Consider the following 22,832-nt stretch of genomic DNA (forward strand, 5'->3'; position numbering starts at 1 on the left):
TTATGAGCGGAGTTCTATTTGCTTTTGATCTGATGGACACCTTAATCAAGGATCCCTTTCATTCTGCACTCTATAAAATACTTCCTAGCGAATCGAGAGAAAAATTCATCCAGGGACGGGAAAGAGAGGCCTTTATCGAATTCGAAAAAGGCCGGATCGAAGAGGACGAATTTTTCGAAAGATTCTATCTTCCCGAATATAGAAACGGGGATTTACCCGATCCGAGAAAGATCAAGGAACTCATGTTCACAAAGGTTCGATTGATCGGAGAAACGGTCGAAATCATAAAACTTCTCAAGGCCAACGGAAACAGACTCGTGCTCGCGAGCAACTATTCCGTCTGGTATAAGGAACTCCAAAAATTTCCGGAGATGCAGGAAATCTTTTCCCACTTCGATCAACTTTATTTTTCCTGCGAACTCGGGGCGCGTAAACCCGCGGAAGAATACTTTCAATGGATTCAAACCGATTTTCCGGGAATGAGATACGTATTGATCGACGACAACGCGTCTAACGTGGAAGCCGCGGGATATTTGGGTTGGGATACGTTTCAGTTTAATCCGAAAACGCCGTCCGAACTCGGGGAATTCTTCAGAAACCAGTACCCCAATTATCTTTGATTTCCGCGCCCGGATAGGCTTCGTCCCTCGTATCCACGAGAATTCCCATCCGATCCAGATAAAAAACGAATTCTCCCTTTTTCTGAAACGGACCGGGGATCAATCGAATCTCCGCGATCTCGAACGGATAACGAAGACTTCGATTCAACCTCGTATTTCTGTCCGGGATCTCCAATTTCTTTTCGATTCTTTTCCAACCGTCAAAACTCAAATCTCCCAGATCCAGAACGATCTCCTTCGACTTATGTTGATGGAGAATCAATTCGAGCCTCGCGTTTTGAGAAGAAGCGCTCATCCAAAAAAAGATTCTTGTAGGGGTTCCGATCGGAAGTCGGATCTTTTCTTTGGGACGAATTACGATATGTGCGTGTTTCGGATTTTCAAAAAAGGTCTGAACCATCATCGACCGATAGTCGTTTGCCGGAGAGAGAGTAGGATACGATTCTCTTTCCTTTTTGAAGGCGGAGTTCTCGGGAACGAGCGCGTTAAATCGAATCTCGTTTAAAAAAGAAACCCCTCTGTAAATTTCCCAGGGCCTTTCTCCGTCGAAAGAATCCACAAGAAAAAGATTGTATTGCTTCCAATCCGAGAGTATCTTTTCTAAAATCAGAACCCGGCTGATTTCGTCCTCGTCTCGTTTGACGGGAGCGGAGCGAAGGTCGGTCGTAGATCCGACAAAACCCAATGCGGAAGCCAAAACACAAACCGCGGTCAAAACTCGGACGTAAAACAAGGCTCTCACAGGATTCTATTCGGAGAAAATGAGACTTAAAAACAGAGGAAAAAACCGATATTGTAAACAGGTGCAAACATGAGAAGAGACCAGTTGAAAATTCTCCTTTCGGGAATCTTAGTTTTACTTTTAGGATCGCTGATCGTTTACAGTTATCTGTTTCGAGAAGACATTTCCCGATTCTTAAAAAAGAAGGAAGGGGAAGAAGTCTCGAGTAACTCCAAAACCGACCGCGTCATCTTAAGTCCCGAAATGAATTCGGAACCTCCGATTTCTCCCAACGATCTAAACTCTCTTCCGACCGAAGAAAAAAAAGGTCCGACGCCCGGAGAATTCTCCTCGAACGAAAAAGAAAACCCGACCTCCAAAGAAAACAAATCTCTCAAGGAAGAATGGCCCGAGGAGAAACACCAGCGTTCCGCTGAAAAATCTCCGAAGGAAAAGGCTTCCGAAGAAAAATGGAATCCTCCCAAAGACGAAACCAATGTCTATAAGGAAGAAGAGCCCAAAAAAAGAAGAATCGAGGATTCCAGAGAGGATTGGGAAACCAAAGCCGATCGAAAGTCCAAAAAACAGCACATCAGCTCGGGTAAAAAATCGAGGATGAAAAAAGCTTCTTCCGTGAAGACCGGAAAAAGAATCCGTTCCTTGGAAACAAGGGTGAACCGCCTCGAAAGAAAATTAGGAATTTCTCATACGAAGAAAAAACACAAAACTCGTAAGTCCGATAAACGAAGCCTTGAAAAAAGGGTTCAAAAATTGGAACGGGAAATGGAAAAGTTAAAAACCAAAGAATGACATGGGAATCCGGGAACGTTATCAAGAAATCAACGAAGAGTTAAAAAAACTCAGACCCGCAAACCCTCCCGTTCTCATCGCAGTCTCCAAATTTCAGCCCTTGGAAAAAGTAAAGGAAGCGATCGAAGGCGGAGTATCACACTTCGGAGAAAATCGAATCCAGGAAGGGCTTGAAAAATTCTCGTCTTGGATCGGCGAAAAAAATTCTTCCCTGGTTCTGCATCATATCGGACCGGTTCAGAGTGGGACCTTGCGGAAATTATTCTCGGGTTATTCTTACGCGCACGGAGTCGGATCGCTCGCGACCGTAAACGAACTGCTTGCAAGAGCGGAGAAAGAACAAAAACAAATCCGTTATTTTCTTCAGGCGAACCTAACCGGAGAAAATTCGAAACACGGTTTCGAAAAAAAAGAACTGATCGCCGCGCTCGAAAAAAAAGAAAGTCTATCCAACACATTTTGTAAACTCGAAGGAATGATGGTTATGGGTCCCTCGGACGGAGATCCGATCGGAACCAGAAACGTTTTTCGGGAACTCTCTCAAATTAGAAAGGATTATTTACCCGAGGGAAAACTTTCGATGGGAATGTCCGGAGATTATAGGATCGCAGTAGAAGAGGGAAGCGATTTTGTACGAGTGGGAAGCGCTATTTTTGGAGAAAGGAATTGATATGAAACAAACGATCGGAATCGCAGGATGCGGAAATATGGGAGGGGCGATTTATCTTTCCCTCAAGGAACGTTATCCGACACAAGTGTTCGGATACGATCCTTACATGACCTCGAATCAAAAAATAGAACTCGTATCTTCGTGGGAAGAATTCGTTTCCAAATCCGAAGTGATCATCGTATGCGTAAAACCGGCGAAGGTTTCCGAACTTCTCAAACAGATTCAAACTCCAAAAAAAATTATTTCCGTTGCCGCGGGAATCGGAACTCAGGCGATTCGAAAGGATCTACCTTCCGGATCTCAAGTCGTTCGAGTGATGCCGAATCTTCCGTTGCTGGTATCGGAAGGAGCGATCGGTTACTACGGAGACAAAACGTTGTATGAAACCGTATCGGACATCTTTCAATCCTTAGGACATTCCGTGGAACTCGGTTCCGAATCCCTCATCGATGCCGTAACCGGACTTTCCGGATCGGGACCTGCCTATGTGTTCAAGTTCATACAAGCCTTGGCGGAAGGAGGAGTTCTTTCCGGTTTGGGTTATCAGGAAGCCTTGGATCTAAGCATACAAACCGTGATCGGTTCGGCCGAACTTCTTCGAAAGGAAAGAAAGAAGGATCCTTCCACACATCCGGAGGTTTGGAAAAATAAGGTGACTTCTCCCGGAGGCACAACGATCGCGGGGCTTGCGGAATTGGAAAAGAATGGATTTACCAACGCGGTTTTAGAAGCGGTCCAATCAGCGACGAAACGTTCTCAAGAACTCGGTAGTTAAAAAGAAAATCCGTAGTCTCATTCTATAGAATAGGATTCTAAAATGAAGAATCCTATTAGTGCTTTATGATTAGTCCGCCTAACGAGAATAGTCTAACGCGAATCTGCGAGTAAATATTCACGTTCTAAAAATAAAAAAGATAGCAAACTTCTTATAATACGAAGTTATATGGGAAAACAACTCTTGGATTTAAAATTTATCTTGAAAAGAAAGAGGGAAGGATTAAAACACTAGCGCGGACAGGATTCGAACCTATGACCTTTGGGTTATGAGCCCAACGAGCTACCAGCTGCTCCACCGCGCGGTGTCTTAAGGTCAGTATTCGTGAAGAACCTTCGAAAGCAAGAATAAATCGACAAAAAGAATTGATTTTTAAAGAAAAATTGGTCTGATAACCTCTTAAAGAGAATCAGTTCGAATGAAAAAAAGCGTCGAATCAAACTCGACCACAAATTGGAAAAAACTCCCTTAGTATCTACAGAGACCGGAGAACCAACCGATTGATCAGTAAAGAAAATGATCCCTTGATGATAGAATATCTGGAAAAGAAAATCTATGATCAAAAGCAATTATTAGAAATCAGCAAGGCGCTTAATTCCACATTAGATTACAAATATCTAATGGATGCAATTTTAAACATTTGTCTCGCTCAGTTACAAACTCTTCAGGCCGCGATCTACGTAAGCCCGGAAGCGGATTCGGATTTTTTCGAACTCGATCCGAGTTATAAAGGATTCGATCTTTCCGAAAACGAAAAATCTTTTCGAATCAAAACGGACGCGGCTCTCATTCAGTTTATGGAAACTAGAATGAAGGCTATGACCATAAACCAGATCGAAGAGAGTATGGGAAGATCCGTGAACGAGGTCGACTTTCTACGCGGAATCGGAGCCGATTTGATCATTCCCTTGAACGCAAAGGGAAAGGTGAACGGACTTCTGGTTCTGGGTGAAAAGATGACCATGAGCGAGGTTCAAGAAGAGGACCGTGACTTCTTAACGACCCTTTCTACTCTCGCCGGAATTGCGGTGGAGAATTCTCGTCTTTATGAATTGGCGACCGTCGATATGATGACCGGACTCAAGGTGCATCATTACTTCCAAACAAAACTCAAGGAAGAGATGGATCGATGTAGAAAGAAAAAATCCCATCTCACACTTCTGTTTACGGACGTGGATAACTTTAAGAAGTTCAACGATACGCACGGTCACCAAGCGGGTGACCAGGTTTTGATCGAAGTCGCAAGACAACTCATTCGTAACGCGGGCAAACACGATACTCCGGCCAGATACGGCGGGGAAGAATTCTGCCTCGTGATGCCGGGCGCCGACCTGGAACGAGGTTACGAAATGGGCGAGAAGATCCGTAAGGCCGTGGAAGCGAGTTCCGTAAAGAACCCGAACGGTGGACCGGATCTAAAGGTGACCCTTTCCGTGGGGGTTTCTCAGTTTTGGGCCAAAGATAAGAACAACCGGGATCTGATTGAAAGAGCGGATAAGGCACTTTACGAGGCCAAACATTCGGGAAAAAATCAGACCATTTGTTTTAAAGAGAACTAGAAAAACTTTTCTTTTTTTAAAATCTGCCGATGGGTACGGTATGGAAAAGAATCTCCTGCTGTACCAAGCTCCTCTAAGCGGGCTTGAAGAAAACGAGCTCACAAAACGGATCCAGGATCGCGCTCTCGGGAAAGAAAAATTTGATTTTTCTCCTTATTCGTGTTTCATAGAATACAAACCCGCAGATCCGGTTACGGGAATTCAGTACAGGGACTGCGTGATAGACTACACACGATGTTCCAATCAGAAATGTATCAAAAAACTTATCTGAGGATCCTTTATTCTTTTTTAATTTTTCTTTTTCTCTCCTGTTCTTTGATTCCCTCGAAGGCGCAGATCACTGTGGTTTCCGGGGGAGTCGAAATCATTCTTCCGTTTTACCAAAAGAACGGATTTCGTTTTATTCAACTTTCTTTATCTCCGGATCAAAAGCCTCTTCGATTTTTAGTGGATACCGGTTCCAGATTCTCCTTTTTGGATGAACGGTTTTTTACGGAGCGGGACGCCAAACGAAGAATCGCGGTCACCTTTCCGGGTGGAAAGGACGATTCCTACCGAAGAATCAGAACCGTTCAACTCTATCACAATTCTCACGCGATCTTTAAGGACATGACCGTCCATTCTCATACGTTTTCCGGAAATCTGGAGTTGGACGGAATCATAGGAATGGATTCTCTGTATGAGAAAATTCTAATATTGGAATATCCTTCTCGGATTCGTTTTTTGGAAACTACCGGCGGAGAATTCGCGGAGTCCATGATGACTGAATTTCCGGGGATTACACAAAATACGATGCCGCTCCGATTCTTCTCGGGTTTGCCCGTTCTTGAAATCAATTACGGAACAAAGGACAAGGCGGTTTTGGTTTTGGATACGGGAGCCGATCCGAGCGTTTTGGAGCTTCCGGAAACGATCCCGGATATCGTGGAAGAAACGATCTGGAGCCGGACCGTTCCCGTAATCAATTTTCAGGGAAAAATCACCCATATCCGAACCCGTTTTGTTCGTAAACTCTGCGTTCTTTCTACGTCTATATGTGTGGATAATTTGGAAATTCTCCCCTCGGGCCTTCCGGTGGATTTTTCAGGTGTTCCGACCGGTGTTCGAATTCAGGGAATTCTCGGGGTAAACTGGATGAACGAGTATAGAATTCTTTTGGACATGAAACGGAGTCTTATAGGTATAGTAGGGAAAGACGGCGGGAAGAGATGAGCAAGGGTAAAATCATAGTGGCGATGAGCGGCGGAGTGGACAGCGCGGTGACCGCGGGCCTTCTTATGGAAGAAGGTTACGAAGTCATCGGTGTCAACTTGAGAACCTGGGAATACGAAGCCCCCGCCTGCGACACGACTAAAAAATCCTGTTGTTCCCCCGAAGACATCCGCGACGCGAGAGATGTCGGTCTTTCTTTGAAGATTCCTTTTTACGTCGTTAAAATGGAAAAGGTTTTTCAAGAGAAGGTAATCGATCGTTTTATCGACGATTATCAACACGGAAAAACTCCGAACCCTTGTGTGGAATGTAATACATTCGTGAAGTTCGGAGCGCTGTTCGAAAAAGCGAAGGCTCTCGGAATCGACAAGATCGCGACCGGTCATTATGCGCGTATCGCGCAGAACGGAGATCGTTTTGCGATCGCAAACGGGATCGACGTCGGAAAAAATCAGGCTTATTATTTATACGGACTTTCTCAAGAGAATTTAAAAAACGTAATATTCCCTCTCGGTGAAATGACAAAACCGGAAGTGCGCGAGATCGCGAGAAGAATGGGACTCCCGGTCGCAGAAAAAGCGGAGTCTCAAGAGATTTGTTTTATTCCTGAAAACGACTATAGAAAGTTTTTGGAAAAGAAAAATGTGGAGTTCACTCCGGGTTTTTTCAAACTCAGAGACGGTCGTATCATCGGCAAACACAAGGGACGCGAGAACTTTACGATCGGTCAAAGAAAGGGACTCGGGATCGCTTGGAAAAATCCTCTCTATGTCATCGCGATCGAAGATGACGGTTCCGTAATATTAGGAGAAGAGAATGAAACCTATACGGGTTCCTTTTCCGTGATCGACGCAAACTACCAGGGACTTTCTCCTTTGAACGAGGGAGAATCGATCGAGTGTAGGGTTCAGGTGCGTTACAGACATACTCCGATCCGTTGTCGTATTACAAAAGTGGGGGAAGACTTGGTGGTCAATCCTCTCGAAGACGTTCGCGGTGTAACTCCGGGACAATCCGCGGTGTTTTATCCTCTGGATTCCGATTATCTGTTGTTAGGCGGAATCATCCGTAAGGGAAGTATAGAGATGCAAACCCGAGAAGCCGAACCCGCAGTTTCCCTTCAAAGTTAAGATAGGATTTCCTTTTTGTCTCTAAGTCATAAAATTACCGGAAAGACGATTCTCATCGTAGGCGGAGGACTTCTCCAAGTTCCGATCATTCAAACCGCGAGAATGATGAAACTCACCACGGTCGTTGCAGACATGAACGGCGACGCGCTTGGGATGAAGATCTGCGACGTTCCGATGGTGATGAGCACAAAAGATATCGAAGGTATGGTTCGCGAATCCAAAAAACTCGCGACCAAGATCAAGATCGACGGAGTGATCACCGCAGGGACCGATGCGAGTATGACGGTGGCCGCGGTTGCAAACGCGCTCGATCTCCCCGGGATTCGTTACGTGGACGCGGAAGCCGCATCGAACAAAGTAAAGATGCGCGAGCGTTTGAAAAAAGCGGGGATTCCGCTTCCCGGTTTCGCACCCGTTTGGAGTCTTTCCGATACGAGGGACGCATTAGAATTTTTGAAATTTCCTCTTGTGATGAAACCCGCAGACAACATGGGCGCGCGCGGAGTGATCAAGGTGGAGAACCGAGAAGAATTACAAGCCGCCTTCAAACACGCAAAGAAATATTCTCCCACGGGTGAAATGATTCTCGAGGAATACATGCCCGGTCCGGAAGTTTCCGTGGACGCTCTTACGTGGAACGGAAATTTCGCGATCACGGGAATCGCGGATCGAATCATCGAAAGAGAACCGTTCTTCATCGAGATGGGACACAATATGCCTTCCGCTTTGAGCCCTTCCATTCTAAAAGAAGTGGAAGACGTGATGTTCCGAAGTATGAAGGCGCTCGGAATCAATCTCGGAGCGGGCAAGGGCGATATCAAGGTAACTCCGGACGGAGTGAAGGTCGGTGAGATCGCGGCGAGGCTTTCCGGCGGTTTTATGTCCGCGTTTACGTTTCCTCTTTCATCGGGAATCAACTTGAACCGCGCGGCCATCTTGATCGCGCTCGGGGAAGAACCGGACAATCTAACTCCCACCTTACAAAGGGTTTCCATCGAAAGAAGTCTTTTGGCTCCGAGAGGAAAACTTCTTTCCATAGATGGAATCGAAGAAACCCGTAAGATAGACGGGGTCAAAGATCTATTCTTTATGAATAAGATCGGGGACATTATCCAAGAGCCCACGAATAACATCGAAAAGACGGGACACGTTATCATCAGCGCGGACACTTTAAAAGAAGCGGAAGCGGTATTCGACAAAGTGAAGAATACGATTCGTTTTACCTGCGACGAACTGTATTCCGTTTCCGAAAAAGAAATTCAACAGAACGCAAGACTTCGTTTCGGTAAGGAAGTTTGTTGGGTCTGTAAGGTTTGTGACGGAACCGATTGTGCGTCCGGTGTTCCGGGTATGGGCGGCTTGGGAAGAATGCTTACGTTCCAAGACAATATAAACGCACTTCAGGAATATTCCATTCTCCCCAAATACATCCGAGAACATACGCAAGCCTCTGTCGAGACGAGTTTCCTCGGTAAAAAAATCAAAACACCGATGATGGCCGCTCCGATGACCGGAGCCGTCACGAACATGAACGGGGCTATGGACGAATTTACGTTCGCCGCAACCTTACTCGAAGGTTGTCAAACCTCGGGCACCTTAGCATGGTTAGGCGACGGTGCGAGCCCCGATAAATATCTCATCATGCTCGAAGCGGTTCGCAAAACGAAAGCGGACGCGATTCTTATCTGCAAACCGAGAGAGGACGAAGGTCTTCTCAAGGAACGATTTCAGGAATCCGAAAGCGCGGGATTGTTCGCGATCGGAATGGACGTGGACGCGGTGAACTTCAAAACGATGGCGCTGAAGAATATCTCTTCGGTGACACGCGACGTTTCCAAACTCGGAAAAATCCGATCTCTTACCAAACTTCCTTTCATCGTAAAAGGGATCATGACTCCCGAAGACGCAAAACTCGCGATCGACGCGGGAGCGGATTGTATCGTTGTTTCCAATCACGGCGGAAGGGTTTTGGACGATATGCCCGGAACCGCGAGAGTTCTTTCCGGAATTCGAAAAGCAGTGGGTGACAAAATCCCAATCGCAGTGGACGGGGGAGTTCGAAGCGGAATGGACATCTTTAAGATGATCGCACTCGGCGCGGATACGGTTTTGGTCGGAAGACCGATGGCGATTTTTGCGGTCGGGGGCGGAGTTGCCGGAGTTCGATTCCTGATTTCTCAGTACACTGAAACTCTTTTGCAATCGATGAATGTCACCGGTGTCGAAACCCTGAAAGGAATCGATACGGATCTTCTCTTTCGTAAAAAATTAGACGAAGAAAATTCCGTTTCCGAATGAGAAAATCGTTTTACTAACTCGGCTTTTCCGATTCACTATTCAAACCGCAAATTAGGCCCTAAGCCGGACGCGGACGGAAAAACGGATCTCGCCAAACTCATGGATAAAATCATCAATGACCCGGAAGGGATTCACAAAATTCTACTGTCGCTTTTTACGAGACTTCCAGTCGTCATTCTGGTCAACAACAGACCTCTTCCTGTGCGTGTTGTCGGATTAAAAGATACGGTTCGAATCGTTGTAACACTTCCTCCCGGAACTCCTGCGGAGCAGAATCGAAAACTTTTTCTCGTTCACAACAATCACAGGTTTGCGGCCTTGTTCAACGTGGAAATGCACAACGCCGCGAACGGTGTGGAACTTCTGCTTGCAACCGCGATTCAGGTTACGGTCGCGCAAAGAACCGAGGAAAGGATTCATGTGGATTCTTCCCAAGTCGGATCGCAGATCACTCTTACGAACATCATCAATCAATCCAATCTGAGAAAAACATTAGGATTTGCTGATAAAAAGATAGACGAGATCGTAAAAAAACACGCGAAACAAATGAAGGAAACGTATCCTCATTCCAATATTTTCTTTTCGGATCGTATGGACAACCGATTGAGATTGATGTATAACTTCGATCAACCGATCTACGTCGTCGATCGGAACTCCAAGGGAGACGGAAGCGGCGGTTTTCAATTTCTTCCCTTTCCCGAATATCAAAAGCTAATCGCGGTGAACAAACTTGAAAACGGAATTATTTCCGAAATTTCCATCATGATTCGTTATAAAGGTTATACTCCTCTCGGTTACGTTCAGGTTCTCGCCGACAAGGAACTGACGACGAACGATTTCAATTCCGCTAATATAGCCGCGAACGCCGTTTCTAAGGAAGTGATCGCATCCGGTTTCTTTCAGGAATCGAAGGAACGATGTAACGTGGACAACATCTCCATGCAAGGGGTAGGTTTTTTTCATCCTCAATCCATATTCTTTTCCAGAAGTTTCGCCGTGGGAGAAACGATCCTATTCGATCTGAATCTTTCCGCGGAAAGTAAGGGAACCTTTCGAGCCGTTATCCGAAACATCAACAATACGGATAAGATGTTTAGAATCGGTTGTGAGTTCTTCAACTTAAACGAAAGAGAAGAGAATATGATTCAGACATACGTCGATTCCAAGGAAGCCTGAGTCTGAGCGCGGTTTTGATCGATCGTTCCCATTCAATCGAAAATTCGGAAGGGGAAGAATCGGATCCTATATCCGAACGATTGAGTTTTCGTATTTCCAAGGAAGAATCCGGAACCAGACTCGATCATTTTCTTTCCAAGAAGTTCACCTATCATTCCAGAACCGCGTGGCAAAAGGAAATTTTAGAGGGAAGAATCTTGCTTTCCGGTAAAAAAACAAAACCCGGAATTTTGATCAAAGAAGGGGACCTTGTCGTTTATCAACCGATCGAAAAAGAGGAACCTCCCGTTCGAACCGATTATCAAATTCTTTTCGAGGACGACTTTATAGTCGCTGTCGATAAACCGGGAGATCTTCCGGTTCACCCCGCGGGTGTGTATCGAAAGGGCAATCTTCTTACACTTTTGCAGGAATCGAAAAACTTCGGAGATTTGTTTACGATCCACAGACTCGATCGGGAAACCTCGGGTGTGGTGCTGTTTGCCAAGGATTCGAAGACTGCTTCGTTTTTATCCGGTTTATTCAGCTCCGGGAATATTCAAAAATACTATATTACAAAAGTATACGGAGAATTTCCGAAACGAAAAGTCGGCTACGGAGTTTTAAAATCCGACGCGAGTTCCGCGATTCGAAAGAAGAGGGCCTTTGAGGAGCGCAAAATCGATCGAGGTTCTCGGAGTTTACGGAGTTTGAAAAAGAGCGTCGTTTTGGAAGGTGTGACTTCCGCGGAAACCGACGAGGAAATCTGTCTGACCTATTTTAGGAAAATTGAATTTAATAAATCTATAAAGTTAAAGGATTCCTCATTCGTTCTTTGCAAACCGATTACGGGGAGAATGCACCAGATTCGGGCGACACTTTGTAGTTTGGGTTTTCCGCTTTGGGGTGATAAACTCTATGGAAAGGATGAGAACGTGTTTTTGGAATTTATCGAAGAAAAAAATCCGGATCTAACCGCAAGACTCGGTATGGAAAGACAGGCCTTACACGCATATTCGATTCGATTTACGCATCCGATTACGAAAAAAAGAACGAGGATCAGCGCGCCCCTTCCAAAGGATTTTTTATGAGAACGATCACACCCGGTTTGTTCGAATCCTTAATCCCGGTGATCGTTCTCGTGATGGGACTCGGTTACGCGGGAGTCGTATTCGGAAACGGAACCGTGGACGGTCCGGCTCAGATGCTTTTGATTCTTTCGGGAACCGTTGCCGGTTTGCTCGGAATTCGTCTCGGAGTGAAATGGGAATTTCTGGAAGACCAGATTCTCGAGTCGCTGAAGAACGTCTTAAAACCTGTGCTCATCCTTTTATTGATCGGTTCCTTGATCGGAGTTTGGATCTGGTCGGGAATCGTTCCCTCGATGATCGTATGGGGTTTGAAAATTCTCAAACCCTCTTTCTTTTTGGCTACCGCTTGTATCTTATCCTCCGTGGTTTCTTTGATTACCGGAAGTTCCTGGTCCACGGCGGGAACGGTAGGAGTCGCTCTTATGGGAATCGGAACCACTCTCGACATCTCTCCGGGAATCGCGGCGGGTGCGATCGTATCGGGCGCGTATTTCGGAGATAAACTTTCCCCCTTTTCGGAAACCACGAATCTCGCTTCTTCGATCGCGGGAACACCGTTGTTTACGCATATTCAACATATGTTATATACTACCTTGCCGGCGTTTTTTATCGCGCTCGTATTTTTTACTTGGGCTGGTTTCGGTTATCACGGTTCGGAAATCGGAGATCAAAAGGTTCAGGAAGTGATCCGTCTTCTGGAAGGTTCGTTTCGGATTCATCCGGCCTTGCTCGTTCCTCCGATCTTGACCTTCGTGTTGATCTACTTTAAGATTCCCGCGATCCCGTCCATTCTCGCGGGAATTCTTTCCGGGGTTTTATCCGGAATTTTTTTACAACATCCGGACTTAAACTTTCAGGAAGTTTACAAACAGGTTTTGAACGCCGCTTCCAAAGGAAATTCCACAAGAACCGGAAACCCGATCACGGACGCTCTTCTTTCTCGGGGAGGAATGGCATCGATGCTTCCTACCGTGTGGTTGATTTTTTCGGCGATGTTTTTTGCGGGTGCGATGGAAGGCGCCGGTTTTATCCAAAAGATCACCAAGGGAATATTGAAATATGCGAATACGGATCGATCTCTTTTGACGGGAACGATTCTCACGAGCATTTCGGCCAATCTTCTTTCTTCGGATCAATATCTTTCGATTTTGGTTCCGGGAAAGATGTTCAAAAAATCGTATGAAGAACACGGACTCGATTCTAAAAATCTTTCGAGAGCCTTGGAAGATTCCGGAACGATGACATCCGCTTTGGTTCCCTGGAACACCTGCGGTTCCTTTATGGCCGCCGCGCTTGGCGTTCCCGTGGTCGTGTTTCTTCCCTATGCGGTTCTAAATCTTTGCAGTCCGATCATTTCTTTGATCTGTGCCTGGACTGGATGGACGATTCGAAAGAAGGAAGTTCAGTAATCGACGATGGGAGTTTATAAATTAGAATATTCTAACTTTCTAATTAAATGAAAACATTTGATTTTGAGCAATAAGATGAAAATCGGTTTTTGTATCCTTTCGATTCTAATCATCGGATTTCTGATTCCGCAAAACTTCGTTATACCCGTGCAGGATGCGGGTCGTTCGAGCTATCGTTCCGATTCGTTTTGGTTTTATCCCTGGGGAAGATCAATCACTCACAAAGGAGTGGATATTTTTGCTCCGCGCGGGAAGGAAATTCGTTCTTCCGTTTCAGGAATCGTAATCTTCCGAGGAAACATTGATATGGGAGGCAACGTGGTTCTCGTATTAGGCCCCAAATGGAGAATTCACTACTACGCGCATTTGGAAGAAATCGAATCCAATGTTTTGTTGTTCGTAAACAAAGGATCGAAAATCGGAACCGTCGGAAATACCGGAAATGCGATCGGCAAACCGACTCATTTGCACTACGTGATCGTTACGATTTTCCCTTATGTATGGCTTGCGGATCAAAGCATAGAAGGTTGGAAAAAAATGTTTTATCTGAATCCGATTCCTGATTTGACCGCGGCAGAGGAAGAGGCATCAAACGAGAGCGGTGAGAAGCGTTAGGCTTTTTCCCATTTAAAAAGAATTTTATCAAAAATTTATGACGTCACTTTTGTTTTTCCCCAAAAGACGCGAAGAAATCGCAAAGCTCTTTGTGAGAATATTGCGCTTCCGAAAAATCGAATGTACCCTTATGAATCATTTCAAACGCCGCCTCGCGAATCAGATGAAAACAAGCGCGCGAGAGACTTCCTCCGATGCTGACTCGCCTTACGCCTAAGGACTGTAAGCCGGATAGGGTAAGTTCGCTTTTACCAAGACCCATAACGATATTGAGCGGGCCGTCGATCGAACGGACTAAGTTCTCAATCGTTTCCAAATCGTAAACGCCCGGAACAAAAAGACAATCGGCGCCCGCTTTGCGAAATAGATTTGCGCGGTGAATCGCCTCGTCTAAGGCTTTCGGATGTTTTGTTAAGAAAGCATCGGTTCTCGCATTGAGAGTGAACGGAATTCCCGTAGCATTCGCAGTCTGACGCGCGGAATGAATGCGTTCTGTCGCGAGTTGAACGTCCAGCAAAGGTGAAGAAGTGTCGCCGCTAAGATCTTCGATATTACAACCCACCGCTCCGATTGCAATGGCCCTTTTTACGGTTTCCGCAACTTGATCCGGTTCGATTCCGTATCCCCCTTCCAAGTCGGCGCTGACCGGAACGTCCAAAGAACATACGATATTCTGAATATATTCCAGCATCGAATCACGATCCAAGATCTGATGATCGGGTAAACCCGCCGCAAAAGCGATTCCCGCGCTGGTCGTTCCAATGCTTGCAAATCCGGAACCGGCCAACATACGGGCGCTTCCCGCGTCCCAAGCATTGGGCATGATAAAAGTGCCTCGGTCGTGTAAGCGGCGGAATATTTCGCCTTTTTCAATTTGTGATAGGGCCATGTCTTTTTACCTCAATGTAAAATGGGAGTTCTTTGGTCCGAGTTCTCGATTTTATACACGATCTTACCTTCTGCGTCGAATCCGAAATTTTTGTCTTTGTAAAAATCGTTCTGAAGTTTTACGAACGATTTCGCGTCCGCGTTTTTGAGAATTCGAATCTCTTCGAGTTTGTAAAAATGATACACGAAATTTTTGTCTTTGGAAATATCCAGATTTAAAACTTCGAAAGTGTTCGGGTCGGCTCCGGAAATTATTTTCCCGGAATAATAATCATAATATACGTTGTTCTTATCTTTTGAGTAACCGAATTGCAAAACGGCAAACGTTTGCGGATGCGCTTTTAAAAACGGAGTTTTACCGAAGTAGATTCGATTTTTATCCTTTGCGTATTCGTGCTCGATGCATTCAAAAGATTTAGAATCCGCATTTTTGATCTCCTCGTCGTAAAGAAATACTTTGTCTTCGATCCGTTTGTATCCGACGCATTCTTGATTTGCGGAATTTGATACGTTTTCGCGTGCGGCTTGAAACGAATCACCACCACTACAGCCGAAAACAATCAAAATAGTAAAAGATAAAATTCTCACGACCCGGAAACCAAATTGATTTAGAAAAAAAGAATATTCGAATTCTCTAAATATTTAAAAAAGTATCTTCAGAATTAAGAATATACCTAAGTTGATTCCTCCCAGAATAAAAAACCAATTTAGGTTCGGAGGCAGAAAGGTTTCCTGGATCGCAAATTCGATCGCACGTTTGAGCGCTTTTTGAAGATCTTCCGGGCTCGGATTTTCCGAATCCGGAATTCTCGCGGAAACTTCCGTAAGAAGGTTTTCGATCCCGAGTTTACCCGTGATTCTTTTTACGAGAAATCGGATCGGGGTAGGAAGGTCTTCCAATTTGGAAAGATAGTGGGGAAGATTTTGAATCTGTTTCGAGATCGAAAAATTCTTACCCTTGTTCTCGTCGGACTCGGCCTTTTTGCGGATCGACGCTTCCAACTTTTCGGAAAGATACGCGCTTACGATTTCGGAATTGTCCACGACCAAAAACTGGAGCGCCTTGGTGACCGCGAATTTTTTACCGAATAAAAAATGAAGAAACGGAAAGACGATCCCGAATGCGAGCACCATCAATGTGATCGGCCAGAGTTGAATGACGAGAAGAATGAGCACGAGCACCGCCCCGATTCCACCCGCTCTCGCCGCGGGCATCCCGGCGATCCCGTCCGTAAAGGATTTCATTTCGGGAAATAAGAACGCGAGAAGGATCCAGTTGAAGGTCCATCCGATCAGAGTGAAAAAGACCGTATTCACCAAAACGGTAAACGAGGCCCTCGCGGTGATTTTGAATAAGGAGGCAGTATCGAGTTTCATACTTTGAGTCGCACCTTTCTTGCGCTTCCATATAGGATGAATCCTTTCTGCGGACAAGCCGTAAATTTATTCGGAGCGAATTTACTCTTTTTTTCCTTGGAAAAAGTAGGGAAGGCCGATATTCAATAGAGAGAAAAGCCATGGTTTCCAGAATTCAAACAGCACTGATCGCATTTATTCTTATTTCCGGAGAACTGCTTTGGGCCGTTTCCCCGGATCAGACCAACCTAGGGATTCTGATTGGGGAGAATAAAACCAATCTTAAATTCATCAATATCTGCGTGAGCAATCTGGCTCCGATATTGGACGAAAGCGCGTCTTCCGCTCCGGATAAAACTCCACCTAACAGCACAAAGGCAGAAGCCGGAACGACTCCACCCGCATCGACTGCGGGTAAAGAGGAACTCTATAAAAAACTGGGAAGTCTTCCTTCTTACGCGAGTTTGAAAAAGGCGAACCAATTCGACTTTAACGGAAATATGTGGTATTTTCAGAGCAATTACAGCCTTTCCTTTAAAAACCTGCGCGGCGCTCAGGGAGAAATGAAGGATCTTTATCAGGCGACTCACGAACAATATCTTCAGAATTCAAGAGTTCTTTTGGAATACGCGTCGCCTTTGATCGTAAGAAGCAACGATAAGATCGCACAACATCTTTTGCGTTTGGGATTTCGGGATCTGAAAAGTTCCGAGGATCATTTTACCACCGCGTACAATTCCGCTCCGTATCAATTCCGTTATAAACTTCTGTTGCATAGCGAAGGAATTAAGATCGCAAGAAGGGCGAGAAAGTTCGCGCTTCTCGCGATGATCGCATCCAAAACTCCCGCGGAAGATAAACCGGAATATCAATTCGTAAACTTGGACGATATCAAGGCGTCCGCGGAAAAGGAAAACATTTCCGATTACGAAAGAATCAGAAACACTCTCATCAATTATATCGATAACGATCTGATCCAAAGAAAAATCGTTCCTCCCGGAGAGGCAAAGGACAAACCTTTGGACGTTCTCGAAATCCACGACGACAACTATTCTTTCATCACTTCGGGAAGAATTTCTCTGATGGATATGAGTAACGACGAGATCCGTACGGACGATATGGTTCAAAAGGAAACTCTTCCTCCGATTCCCGCGAAAACCGGAAATTAAGAATATTCTAAAATACGAATGCGAGCGGAGAACGTCTTGAAAAAATTTTCGAAAACCATTCTTCTTTTAACCCTCGCGTTCGTGCTCTTGTCCTCCATTCTCGATCTAAACGCGGGAACTCTTTCCTTTCGCGAAAAGAAAAAATCGATCGAAAGAAAAATCAGAATTTTGGAAGAATCCAGAAAGGCGATTCCGTTTCAAAAACAGGAAGAGAATTGGAATCGTATCTCGACACTACGGGATCGTTTTCAAAATTTCGCACGTTCCGGCACGGCTCGGGAAAGGGAAGAATCCCTTCTTCTTTTGGAAAGGGCGGTTCCTCAGGTGACCGCGGACTTTGCGGAAGCGGGAAAAGTTTCGGCTAAGAATCTGATCGTTCTTTATTCCGAAGGTTATCTTCAGAAAAAAAATCATCCGGAAGAAACTCCCGTTTCCGCGAGCGCGGAAGAAAAGGCTTCTAACTATTTTCGAATGGCAAAGGAAGAATTGAACCAAGCCGAAAAGTTCGATCGGGACCGTAACGACTTTTACGCACTCGTACTGTATGGAAGATCCATTCAATATTCTTTAAACGCTCTGGACGTTTTGAGTCTTGAAATCCCGAGCGGTTATTCCGGAATTCTCAAGAAAAAGAAACGTTCCTAATCCAATTTAGTTTCTTGCATTGATCCAAAAAACACTATAGACTATCCTCCGTTTTAAAATTCATTCGGAGGATTTTATGCCGGATATACTTCACAGGGTAGGTGTAGCTTTGCCGTCGGCTCGGGTTTTCGAGGCGATTTCGACGGTGGAAGGTCTGAGTCATTGGTGGGTTGCCGATACGAAAGGGAGCGCCTCCCTAAACGAAGTCATCGATTTCGGTTTTTGTAATATGAGAGTTTTGGAATCCCATCCGAATATCGTTCGTTGGGAATGTATCACCGGTCCGAAAGAATGGGTCGGAACCAGAGTCACTTTCGAACTCGAGTTCAAAGATCATCAAACGTTCGTGTTGTTCCGTCATACCGATTGGAAGGAAGCGGTGGAATTTATGTATCACTGTAGCACGAAGTGGGCCACATTTTTATTGAGTTTAAAGTCTTATCTGGAAAAGGAAGAAGGCCGTCCTCATCCCTACGACGTTAAGATCTGCATCGGGGATTAAAATCATTCGAGTTCTAAAAGTCCGAATTCAATATTTTTTTTGAATTTCGACCCGTAAAACGGGTGCGGATTCTTTTTTATCTTATATTTAAGTATTGACTTAATTAAGTAAGTACTTAAATATAAGAGTATGAACGCTTTTGCCGCGCTTGCGGACGACACAAGAAGGGAAATCGTGAGATTGGTCGTTAAAAACGGAGAATTGACTTCGACCGAGATCGGCCAAAATTTCAAGATGAGCCTTCCCGCCATTTCCCAACACCTAAAAGTTTTAAAGGAAGCGAAGGTTCTTTATATGAAGAAGGACGCGCAAAAACGTATCTATAGCCTAAACGAAACAGGGATTCATGAAATGGAAGATTGGCTTTTGGACATTCGGAATTTATGGAATAAACGTTTGGATCGATTGGAAAAATATCTATTAAAGATGAAGAAGGAGAGAGGCCGTGATAAAAGATAACGCTGAAACGATCATTCAAGACAACAAGGTGACTTATAAAAGATACTTCGACGTTCCGGTCGATCTCGTCTTCGAAGCCTGGTCCGTGCCGGAACATCTTGCCGAATGGTGGGGACCGGACGGATTCACCCTAACGACTCTAAGTATGGATTTTTCAAACGATGGAATCTGGGATTTTATCATGCACGGACCCGACGGGCACGATTACAAAAACAAGATTCGATTTACGGACATCCAAAAACCTCGTCACATCCACTATAAACATCTGGGCGACGGAGAAGGTCACGAGGACGTGAACTTCGAATCCAGAATTCTTTTTGAAGAAGTCGGAGAAGGTCACGAGGACGTGAACTTCGAATCCAGAATTCTTTTTGAAGAAGTCGGAGAAGGAACGAACTTGATTATGGAACAGATCTTCTCGAGCAAAGAGGAACTCGAACGAGTGAATCAGAAATACGGAGCGATCGAAGGCGCTAAACAACACATCGCGAATCTCGCCAAATACTTGGAAAAGATTCATAAAATTTAAACCGAAATGGAAACGAGAAGGATCGAGGTCGAACGGAGTCGACCATAGGATCGAAGCCCGCAGAACATACACGGTCGATCAGATGCGATCGGCCGTGTCCTTGGAATTTTTTTCCGCATCCGTAGATTCTTTTGGAACGTCTTCTTTGGAATCTGAATCCGGTTTTGTTTCTTTTTTGGTTTCTGCTTCATTAGAATTATCTAATTCGGAAATTTCGATCGAAACCGCCGCCGTAAGCGCGTAATCATACAAGCGATAATCGTCCCCTCGATACAACGGATAACGATACGAAAGGTTGAAGTTGAGTTTTTCAGAAACGTTGGCCGAAAATCCGAGACTCACTTCCCGAAAGATGGAAGGAACCTTACCTTGATCCGTTCTTTTTAAATCCACACCTTCGTACGGGGTTCTGTATAAGATTCCCGTAAAGAAGGAAAGACCCGGTTTCCAAAGATACGTGATGTATCCGGAAAAAAGAGTCGTCTTTTTCAAAAGATAAGCGTCTTGAGGTGCGGCAGAAGAGGGTGTTCGTAACCAATACGGAATTCCGTCGTTGTCCGAAAGATTGGAAGGTTGGGATCTGGACAAAGGAAATATTCCGCTGATTCTTCCCACGAAACTAAACTTACCCGCAAGATAGCCTAACGTGAGACCGGGAATTCCCGAATAATAATTTCCGCCCGTGAACTTATCCGTATCGGGTCCGGAAGGAAAACCTACGTTCGCGCTGAGGACCACGAAATAATTTTTCTGAAAGTCGATCAAAGGAAGATACTTTAGACCGATGTATGTTTTGCCGATTCTCGCGGCGTCGGAACGATCCTTTTGTTCGTAATACGTATACGGCGTGCTGAGATTGAGCGCGAACATTCCGTTTTTGAGATTCATCTCTCCGTAGAATGTGGTCGTATGGATATTGCTGTTTTCGTTGGTTTGTTTGTAGTAGTCTTGCGTAAAGACCACGTAGTTCGCCGGTTTTTCCCTTTTGCCCGTAAACGGATCCACGAAACGTGTGGAAGCTTGGTCGCTTCCGCCCATTCCGGTGTGATGCGCCTCTATTTTTGCGAAAGAAAACAATAAAAGAAGAATGTAGAAAATTAGAATATTCTGTTTCATTAAAATAAACTGCATCCGGTTTGATACAGAACCCTGTCCTGTTGTTGAAGGTTCGCCAAAATCAGATTGTATAGATTCACGTTTTGATACGGATTGATATCCACGGGGCTGGTCAAACCCGCGATCGTATTTAGGATCGAGGTTCCGCTTTGGTCCTGAAAGATTCCGTTCGATTTCCAAGTCACCGGAAAACTTCCCAATTTTTCGGGGACGATATCGAATCTGCATCTCGGAAAAAGTTCCAAAACGAAAGAGGACATCTGAAGTCTTACCGTTTTCGCGACGGGTGCCGTGATCTGAAACGTAAGATTGACCGAGTTGATTTTATACTTTACCGAAGCGAGATAACCCGAAGGAATTCCGGTAATCAACGGTGCGGAAGACGTGTGAACGTCTCCCGTAAGAATCGTTTCGGTGATCGTATTCAAACTCGTGTCGCTGAACTTTGCCGTTCCGTATTCTTGTCCGTAAGGAGAAGTTTCCGGAAGATCCAGAGGGACAGTATACGGGGTATGAGACTGTGTCGAATGTTCGTTGGGATCGGTGACGTCTAACGTTCTTGTTTGACCCGGGACCGTGGGAACTGGATTCGGATTGACCCGGATCGAAATTCCGTCCCAAACGATCTGTGAACCGGACTGAAGTTGAAGACTGTAAGTGGTCGCTCCCGAAATCACGTCGAAGTTCCCGATATTCGAATCCTGTTGATCGTCCGTATAGTAAAGATAGGTTCTAAACGAAGACGGTCTTTCGCTGTAAAGAGTAAGAAGTCTCTGCAACATCTTCGCTTCTTCCTTGCTGGAATCTCCCACGGAACCGAAGGTGCAGGTTCCGAAGAAGATTAAAGAAATTGCATAAACAAAAATCCTAAAAAGGATCGCTGTGTTTCGAATCATTTACGAATTCCGTATCCGTTAAACTTTTTAAGAAATTTACGAGGTCCGTTTTTTCGGCCGCGGTAAGTCCGATCGCAAATACGAACGGGTTTTTGTTCGGGTTCGCTCTGCCGTCGCCCGTGTTCGGACCGGTCGTGATGTTTCTTCCCCCGGCGTTGTAGTGTTCCACTATGTTCTCCAGAGTATCGATCGAACCGTCGTGCATATACGGAGCGGTCAATTCGATATTTCTAATGGAAGGAGCGCGGAATTTTCCCTTATCCGAGTTCGAAGCGGTAAACTCATACAAACCTTGATTGCCCGAAGGATAACTTCCGGTTCCTCCGATATTGTAAAGACCGTTGTTGTGAAACGTGATTTCTTCCGTGATCGTTCCCACGTGAACGCTCGAAGCGGCGAGGTTGAAACCTCCGTGACAGTGAAAACATTCCCCCTTTTCGGAAAAGAAGATCTGAGCCCCTCTTAAGATCGAAGCCCTTTGTGTGGAGTTTCCGAGTGCGGCCACGTTTCCGTCGTATTGATATTTGTCGTAAGGAGAACGTCCTGAAATCAGGGTTCTTTCAAAACTCGCGATCGCCTTGACGACGTTAGACGTGGTGAACGGATCTCCGAGCGGAAACGCTTTTTGAAACAAGGTCTGATAACGATTGTCCGCTCTCAGACGATCGAGCATATCGTTTTCACGATTGGCAAGTCCGAGTTCGACCGGATGTTCTCCGAACATAGGAACGAGCATCTGGTCTTCCAAATTTTTTAAGTTCGGATTGACCCAGGTCTGACGCACGTTATACGCAACGTTGATGATCCCTTGCGCGTTTCTGGGATGAATGTCTCCGGTAGAACCGACGCTCGTGGTCAACGTATCGGTAAACGCGTTCGCTTGTTTATGACAGGAACCGCAGGACTGAGTTTGGTTTCCCGAAAGTTTCTTATCATAGAATAAGAATCTTCCAAGATCCACCTTCTCCTGTGTCATCGGGTTGGAAGCCGGAACGGCGGGAGTCGGAAAGCCGGGAGGCAGATTCCAAACATACGTGTTCTGAGGAATCAGCAAAAGCAAAAGTGCGTCGTTCTGATTGGATTCTTTCTTATCGAAAGGAGCGAACGGAAGAATTCCCGATCCGCACTGAATTAGAAAAAGCGCATATATACAATGAAGAAATCGTTTCATAATCTTTCCCCAAGACACGGGGAGTTCCCCCGATGT

The 22,832-nt window shown here is 45.3% G+C and carries 25 protein-coding genes and 1 tRNA gene; 18 read left to right on the forward strand and 8 right to left on the reverse strand.

Going from position 1 to position 22,832, the window contains the following annotated elements; translation table 11 throughout:
- Positions 1-2 precede the first annotated feature (2 nt).
- A complete protein-coding gene (locus CH367_RS18235; RefSeq protein ID WP_100763926.1) occupies positions 3-620 on the forward strand; it encodes an HAD-IA family hydrolase in 618 nt (205 codons plus the stop codon).
- Here the strand turns inward: CH367_RS18235 and CH367_RS18240 are convergent.
- Positions 592-1,362 carry a flagellar filament outer layer protein FlaA gene (locus CH367_RS18240; protein ID WP_425268869.1) on the reverse strand — a complete coding sequence of 257 codons (771 nt, stop codon included), beginning with the start codon at positions 1,360-1,362 and terminating at the stop codon, positions 592-594. The two genes, CH367_RS18235 and CH367_RS18240, sit on opposite strands and share 29 nt — an antisense overlap.
- A 69-nt stretch (positions 1,363-1,431) precedes the next feature.
- On the opposite strand from CH367_RS18240, the gene CH367_RS18245 reads away from it, so the two are divergent.
- From CH367_RS18245 to proC, 3 genes are read left to right on the forward strand one after another with little or no spacing between them, the layout of a single operon-like run.
- Positions 1,432-2,151 carry a hypothetical protein gene (locus CH367_RS18245; RefSeq protein ID WP_100763928.1) on the forward strand — a complete coding sequence of 240 codons (720 nt, stop codon included), beginning with the start codon at positions 1,432-1,434 and terminating at the stop codon, positions 2,149-2,151.
- A 1-nt stretch (position 2,152) separates the two neighbouring features.
- On the forward strand, positions 2,153-2,821 hold the full coding sequence (locus CH367_RS18250) for a YggS family pyridoxal phosphate-dependent enzyme (protein ID WP_100763929.1): 669 nt from the start codon (positions 2,153-2,155) through the stop codon (positions 2,819-2,821).
- 1 nt (position 2,822) lies between these two features.
- Entirely contained in the window at positions 2,823-3,596 is a 774-nt protein-coding gene (gene proC / locus CH367_RS18255; protein WP_100763930.1) for a pyrroline-5-carboxylate reductase, read from the forward strand.
- Positions 3,597-3,827: 231 nt separating this feature from the next.
- On the opposite strand, the gene CH367_RS18260 is transcribed toward proC, so the two are convergent.
- Positions 3,828-3,900: transfer RNA gene (locus CH367_RS18260), tRNA-Met, on the reverse strand.
- A gap of 196 nt (positions 3,901-4,096) precedes the next feature.
- On the opposite strand from CH367_RS18260, the gene CH367_RS18265 reads away from it, so the two are divergent.
- From CH367_RS18265 to CH367_RS18305, 9 genes are all read left to right on the forward strand, one after another.
- Positions 4,097-5,155 carry a sensor domain-containing diguanylate cyclase gene (locus CH367_RS18265; protein WP_100763931.1) on the forward strand — a complete coding sequence of 353 codons (1,059 nt, stop codon included), beginning with the start codon at positions 4,097-4,099 and terminating at the stop codon, positions 5,153-5,155.
- Between the two features lie 40 nt (positions 5,156-5,195).
- Complete coding sequence (locus CH367_RS18270) at positions 5,196-5,426, forward strand: hypothetical protein (protein ID WP_100763932.1); 231 nt, start codon at positions 5,196-5,198, stop codon at positions 5,424-5,426.
- A complete protein-coding gene (locus tag CH367_RS18275; RefSeq protein WP_100763933.1) occupies positions 5,405-6,367 on the forward strand; it encodes a retropepsin-like aspartic protease in 963 nt (320 codons plus the stop codon). Before CH367_RS18270 ends, CH367_RS18275 begins: the two co-directional genes overlap by 22 nt.
- A complete protein-coding gene (gene mnmA, locus CH367_RS18280; RefSeq protein WP_100763934.1) occupies positions 6,364-7,497 on the forward strand; it encodes a tRNA 2-thiouridine(34) synthase MnmA in 1,134 nt (377 codons plus the stop codon). The genes CH367_RS18275 and mnmA overlap by 4 nt, the downstream gene beginning before the upstream one ends.
- 15 nt (positions 7,498-7,512) lie before the next feature.
- Positions 7,513-9,795, forward strand: a complete 2,283-nt coding sequence (locus CH367_RS18285; RefSeq protein ID WP_100763935.1) for an alpha-hydroxy-acid oxidizing protein — start codon at positions 7,513-7,515, stop codon at positions 9,793-9,795.
- A 99-nt stretch (positions 9,796-9,894) separates the two neighbouring features.
- Positions 9,895-10,971 carry a PilZ domain-containing protein gene (locus tag CH367_RS18290; RefSeq protein ID WP_100763936.1) on the forward strand — a complete coding sequence of 359 codons (1,077 nt, stop codon included), beginning with the start codon at positions 9,895-9,897 and terminating at the stop codon, positions 10,969-10,971.
- A 14-nt stretch (positions 10,972-10,985) separates the two neighbouring features.
- On the forward strand, positions 10,986-12,041 hold the full coding sequence (locus CH367_RS18295) for a pseudouridine synthase (RefSeq protein ID WP_425268870.1): 1,056 nt from the start codon (positions 10,986-10,988) through the stop codon (positions 12,039-12,041).
- Complete coding sequence (gene nhaC, locus CH367_RS18300) at positions 12,038-13,450, forward strand: Na+/H+ antiporter NhaC (protein ID WP_100763938.1); 1,413 nt, start codon at positions 12,038-12,040, stop codon at positions 13,448-13,450. Before CH367_RS18295 ends, nhaC begins: the two co-directional genes overlap by 4 nt.
- A gap of 63 nt (positions 13,451-13,513) precedes the next feature.
- Complete coding sequence (locus tag CH367_RS18305) at positions 13,514-14,065, forward strand: M23 family metallopeptidase (RefSeq protein WP_425268871.1); 552 nt, start codon at positions 13,514-13,516, stop codon at positions 14,063-14,065.
- 43 nt (positions 14,066-14,108) lie between these two features.
- On the opposite strand, the gene CH367_RS18310 is transcribed toward CH367_RS18305, so the two are convergent.
- The 3 genes from CH367_RS18310 to CH367_RS21025 are packed head-to-tail and all read right to left on the reverse strand — an operon-like array spanning position 14,109 to position 16,330.
- Positions 14,109-14,954, reverse strand: a complete 846-nt coding sequence (locus CH367_RS18310; RefSeq protein WP_100763940.1) for an isocitrate lyase/PEP mutase family protein — start codon at positions 14,952-14,954, stop codon at positions 14,109-14,111.
- An 11-nt stretch (positions 14,955-14,965) separates the two neighbouring features.
- Positions 14,966-15,541, reverse strand: a complete 576-nt coding sequence (locus CH367_RS18315) for a DKNYY domain-containing protein (protein WP_165783331.1) — start codon at positions 15,539-15,541, stop codon at positions 14,966-14,968.
- A gap of 54 nt (positions 15,542-15,595) precedes the next feature.
- Positions 15,596-16,330 carry a hypothetical protein gene (locus CH367_RS21025; protein ID WP_244284630.1) on the reverse strand — a complete coding sequence of 245 codons (735 nt, stop codon included), beginning with the start codon at positions 16,328-16,330 and terminating at the stop codon, positions 15,596-15,598.
- 140 nt (positions 16,331-16,470) lie between these two features.
- On the opposite strand from CH367_RS21025, the gene CH367_RS18325 reads away from it, so the two are divergent.
- The 5 genes from CH367_RS18325 (at position 16,471) to CH367_RS18345 (ending at position 19,613) form a co-directional block, all read left to right on the forward strand.
- Positions 16,471-17,478 carry an adhesin OmpL37 family surface protein gene (locus CH367_RS18325; protein ID WP_100763942.1) on the forward strand — a complete coding sequence of 336 codons (1,008 nt, stop codon included), beginning with the start codon at positions 16,471-16,473 and terminating at the stop codon, positions 17,476-17,478.
- A 36-nt stretch (positions 17,479-17,514) separates the two neighbouring features.
- Positions 17,515-18,123 (forward strand): hypothetical protein, encoded by a 609-nt coding sequence (locus CH367_RS18330; RefSeq protein ID WP_425268872.1) that lies wholly within the window; start codon positions 17,515-17,517, stop codon positions 18,121-18,123.
- Between the two features lie 76 nt (positions 18,124-18,199).
- Positions 18,200-18,625, forward strand: a complete 426-nt coding sequence (locus CH367_RS18335; RefSeq protein ID WP_100763944.1) for an SRPBCC family protein — start codon at positions 18,200-18,202, stop codon at positions 18,623-18,625.
- Between the two features lie 129 nt (positions 18,626-18,754).
- Complete coding sequence (locus CH367_RS18340; RefSeq protein WP_100763945.1) at positions 18,755-19,084, forward strand: metalloregulator ArsR/SmtB family transcription factor; 330 nt, start codon at positions 18,755-18,757, stop codon at positions 19,082-19,084.
- Entirely contained in the window at positions 19,071-19,613 is a 543-nt protein-coding gene (locus CH367_RS18345) for an SRPBCC domain-containing protein (protein ID WP_100763946.1), read from the forward strand. The genes CH367_RS18340 and CH367_RS18345 overlap by 14 nt, the downstream gene beginning before the upstream one ends.
- Before the next feature lie 78 nt (positions 19,614-19,691).
- On the opposite strand, the gene CH367_RS18350 is transcribed toward CH367_RS18345, so the two are convergent.
- From CH367_RS18350 to CH367_RS18360, 3 genes are read right to left on the reverse strand one after another with little or no spacing between them, the layout of a single operon-like run.
- Positions 19,692-20,729 (reverse strand): LIC11086 family outer membrane transporter, encoded by a 1,038-nt coding sequence (locus CH367_RS18350; protein ID WP_100763947.1) that lies wholly within the window; start codon positions 20,727-20,729, stop codon positions 19,692-19,694.
- Positions 20,729-21,625: a laminin/fibronectin-binding adhesin Lsa30 gene (gene lsa30, locus CH367_RS18355; RefSeq protein ID WP_100763948.1), complete on the reverse strand. Its 897-nt coding sequence runs from the start codon at positions 21,623-21,625 to the stop codon at positions 20,729-20,731. Before lsa30 ends, CH367_RS18350 begins: the two co-directional genes overlap by 1 nt.
- Positions 21,597-22,796 (reverse strand): MbnH family di-heme enzyme, encoded by a 1,200-nt coding sequence (locus CH367_RS18360; RefSeq protein WP_100764041.1) that lies wholly within the window; start codon positions 22,794-22,796, stop codon positions 21,597-21,599. The genes lsa30 and CH367_RS18360 overlap by 29 nt, the downstream gene beginning before the upstream one ends.
- Between the last annotated feature and the right edge of the window lie 36 nt (positions 22,797-22,832).

It is taken from the genome of Leptospira barantonii (genome assembly GCF_002811925.1).
GTDB classification, from domain to species: domain Bacteria; phylum Spirochaetota; class Leptospiria; order Leptospirales; family Leptospiraceae; genus Leptospira; species Leptospira barantonii.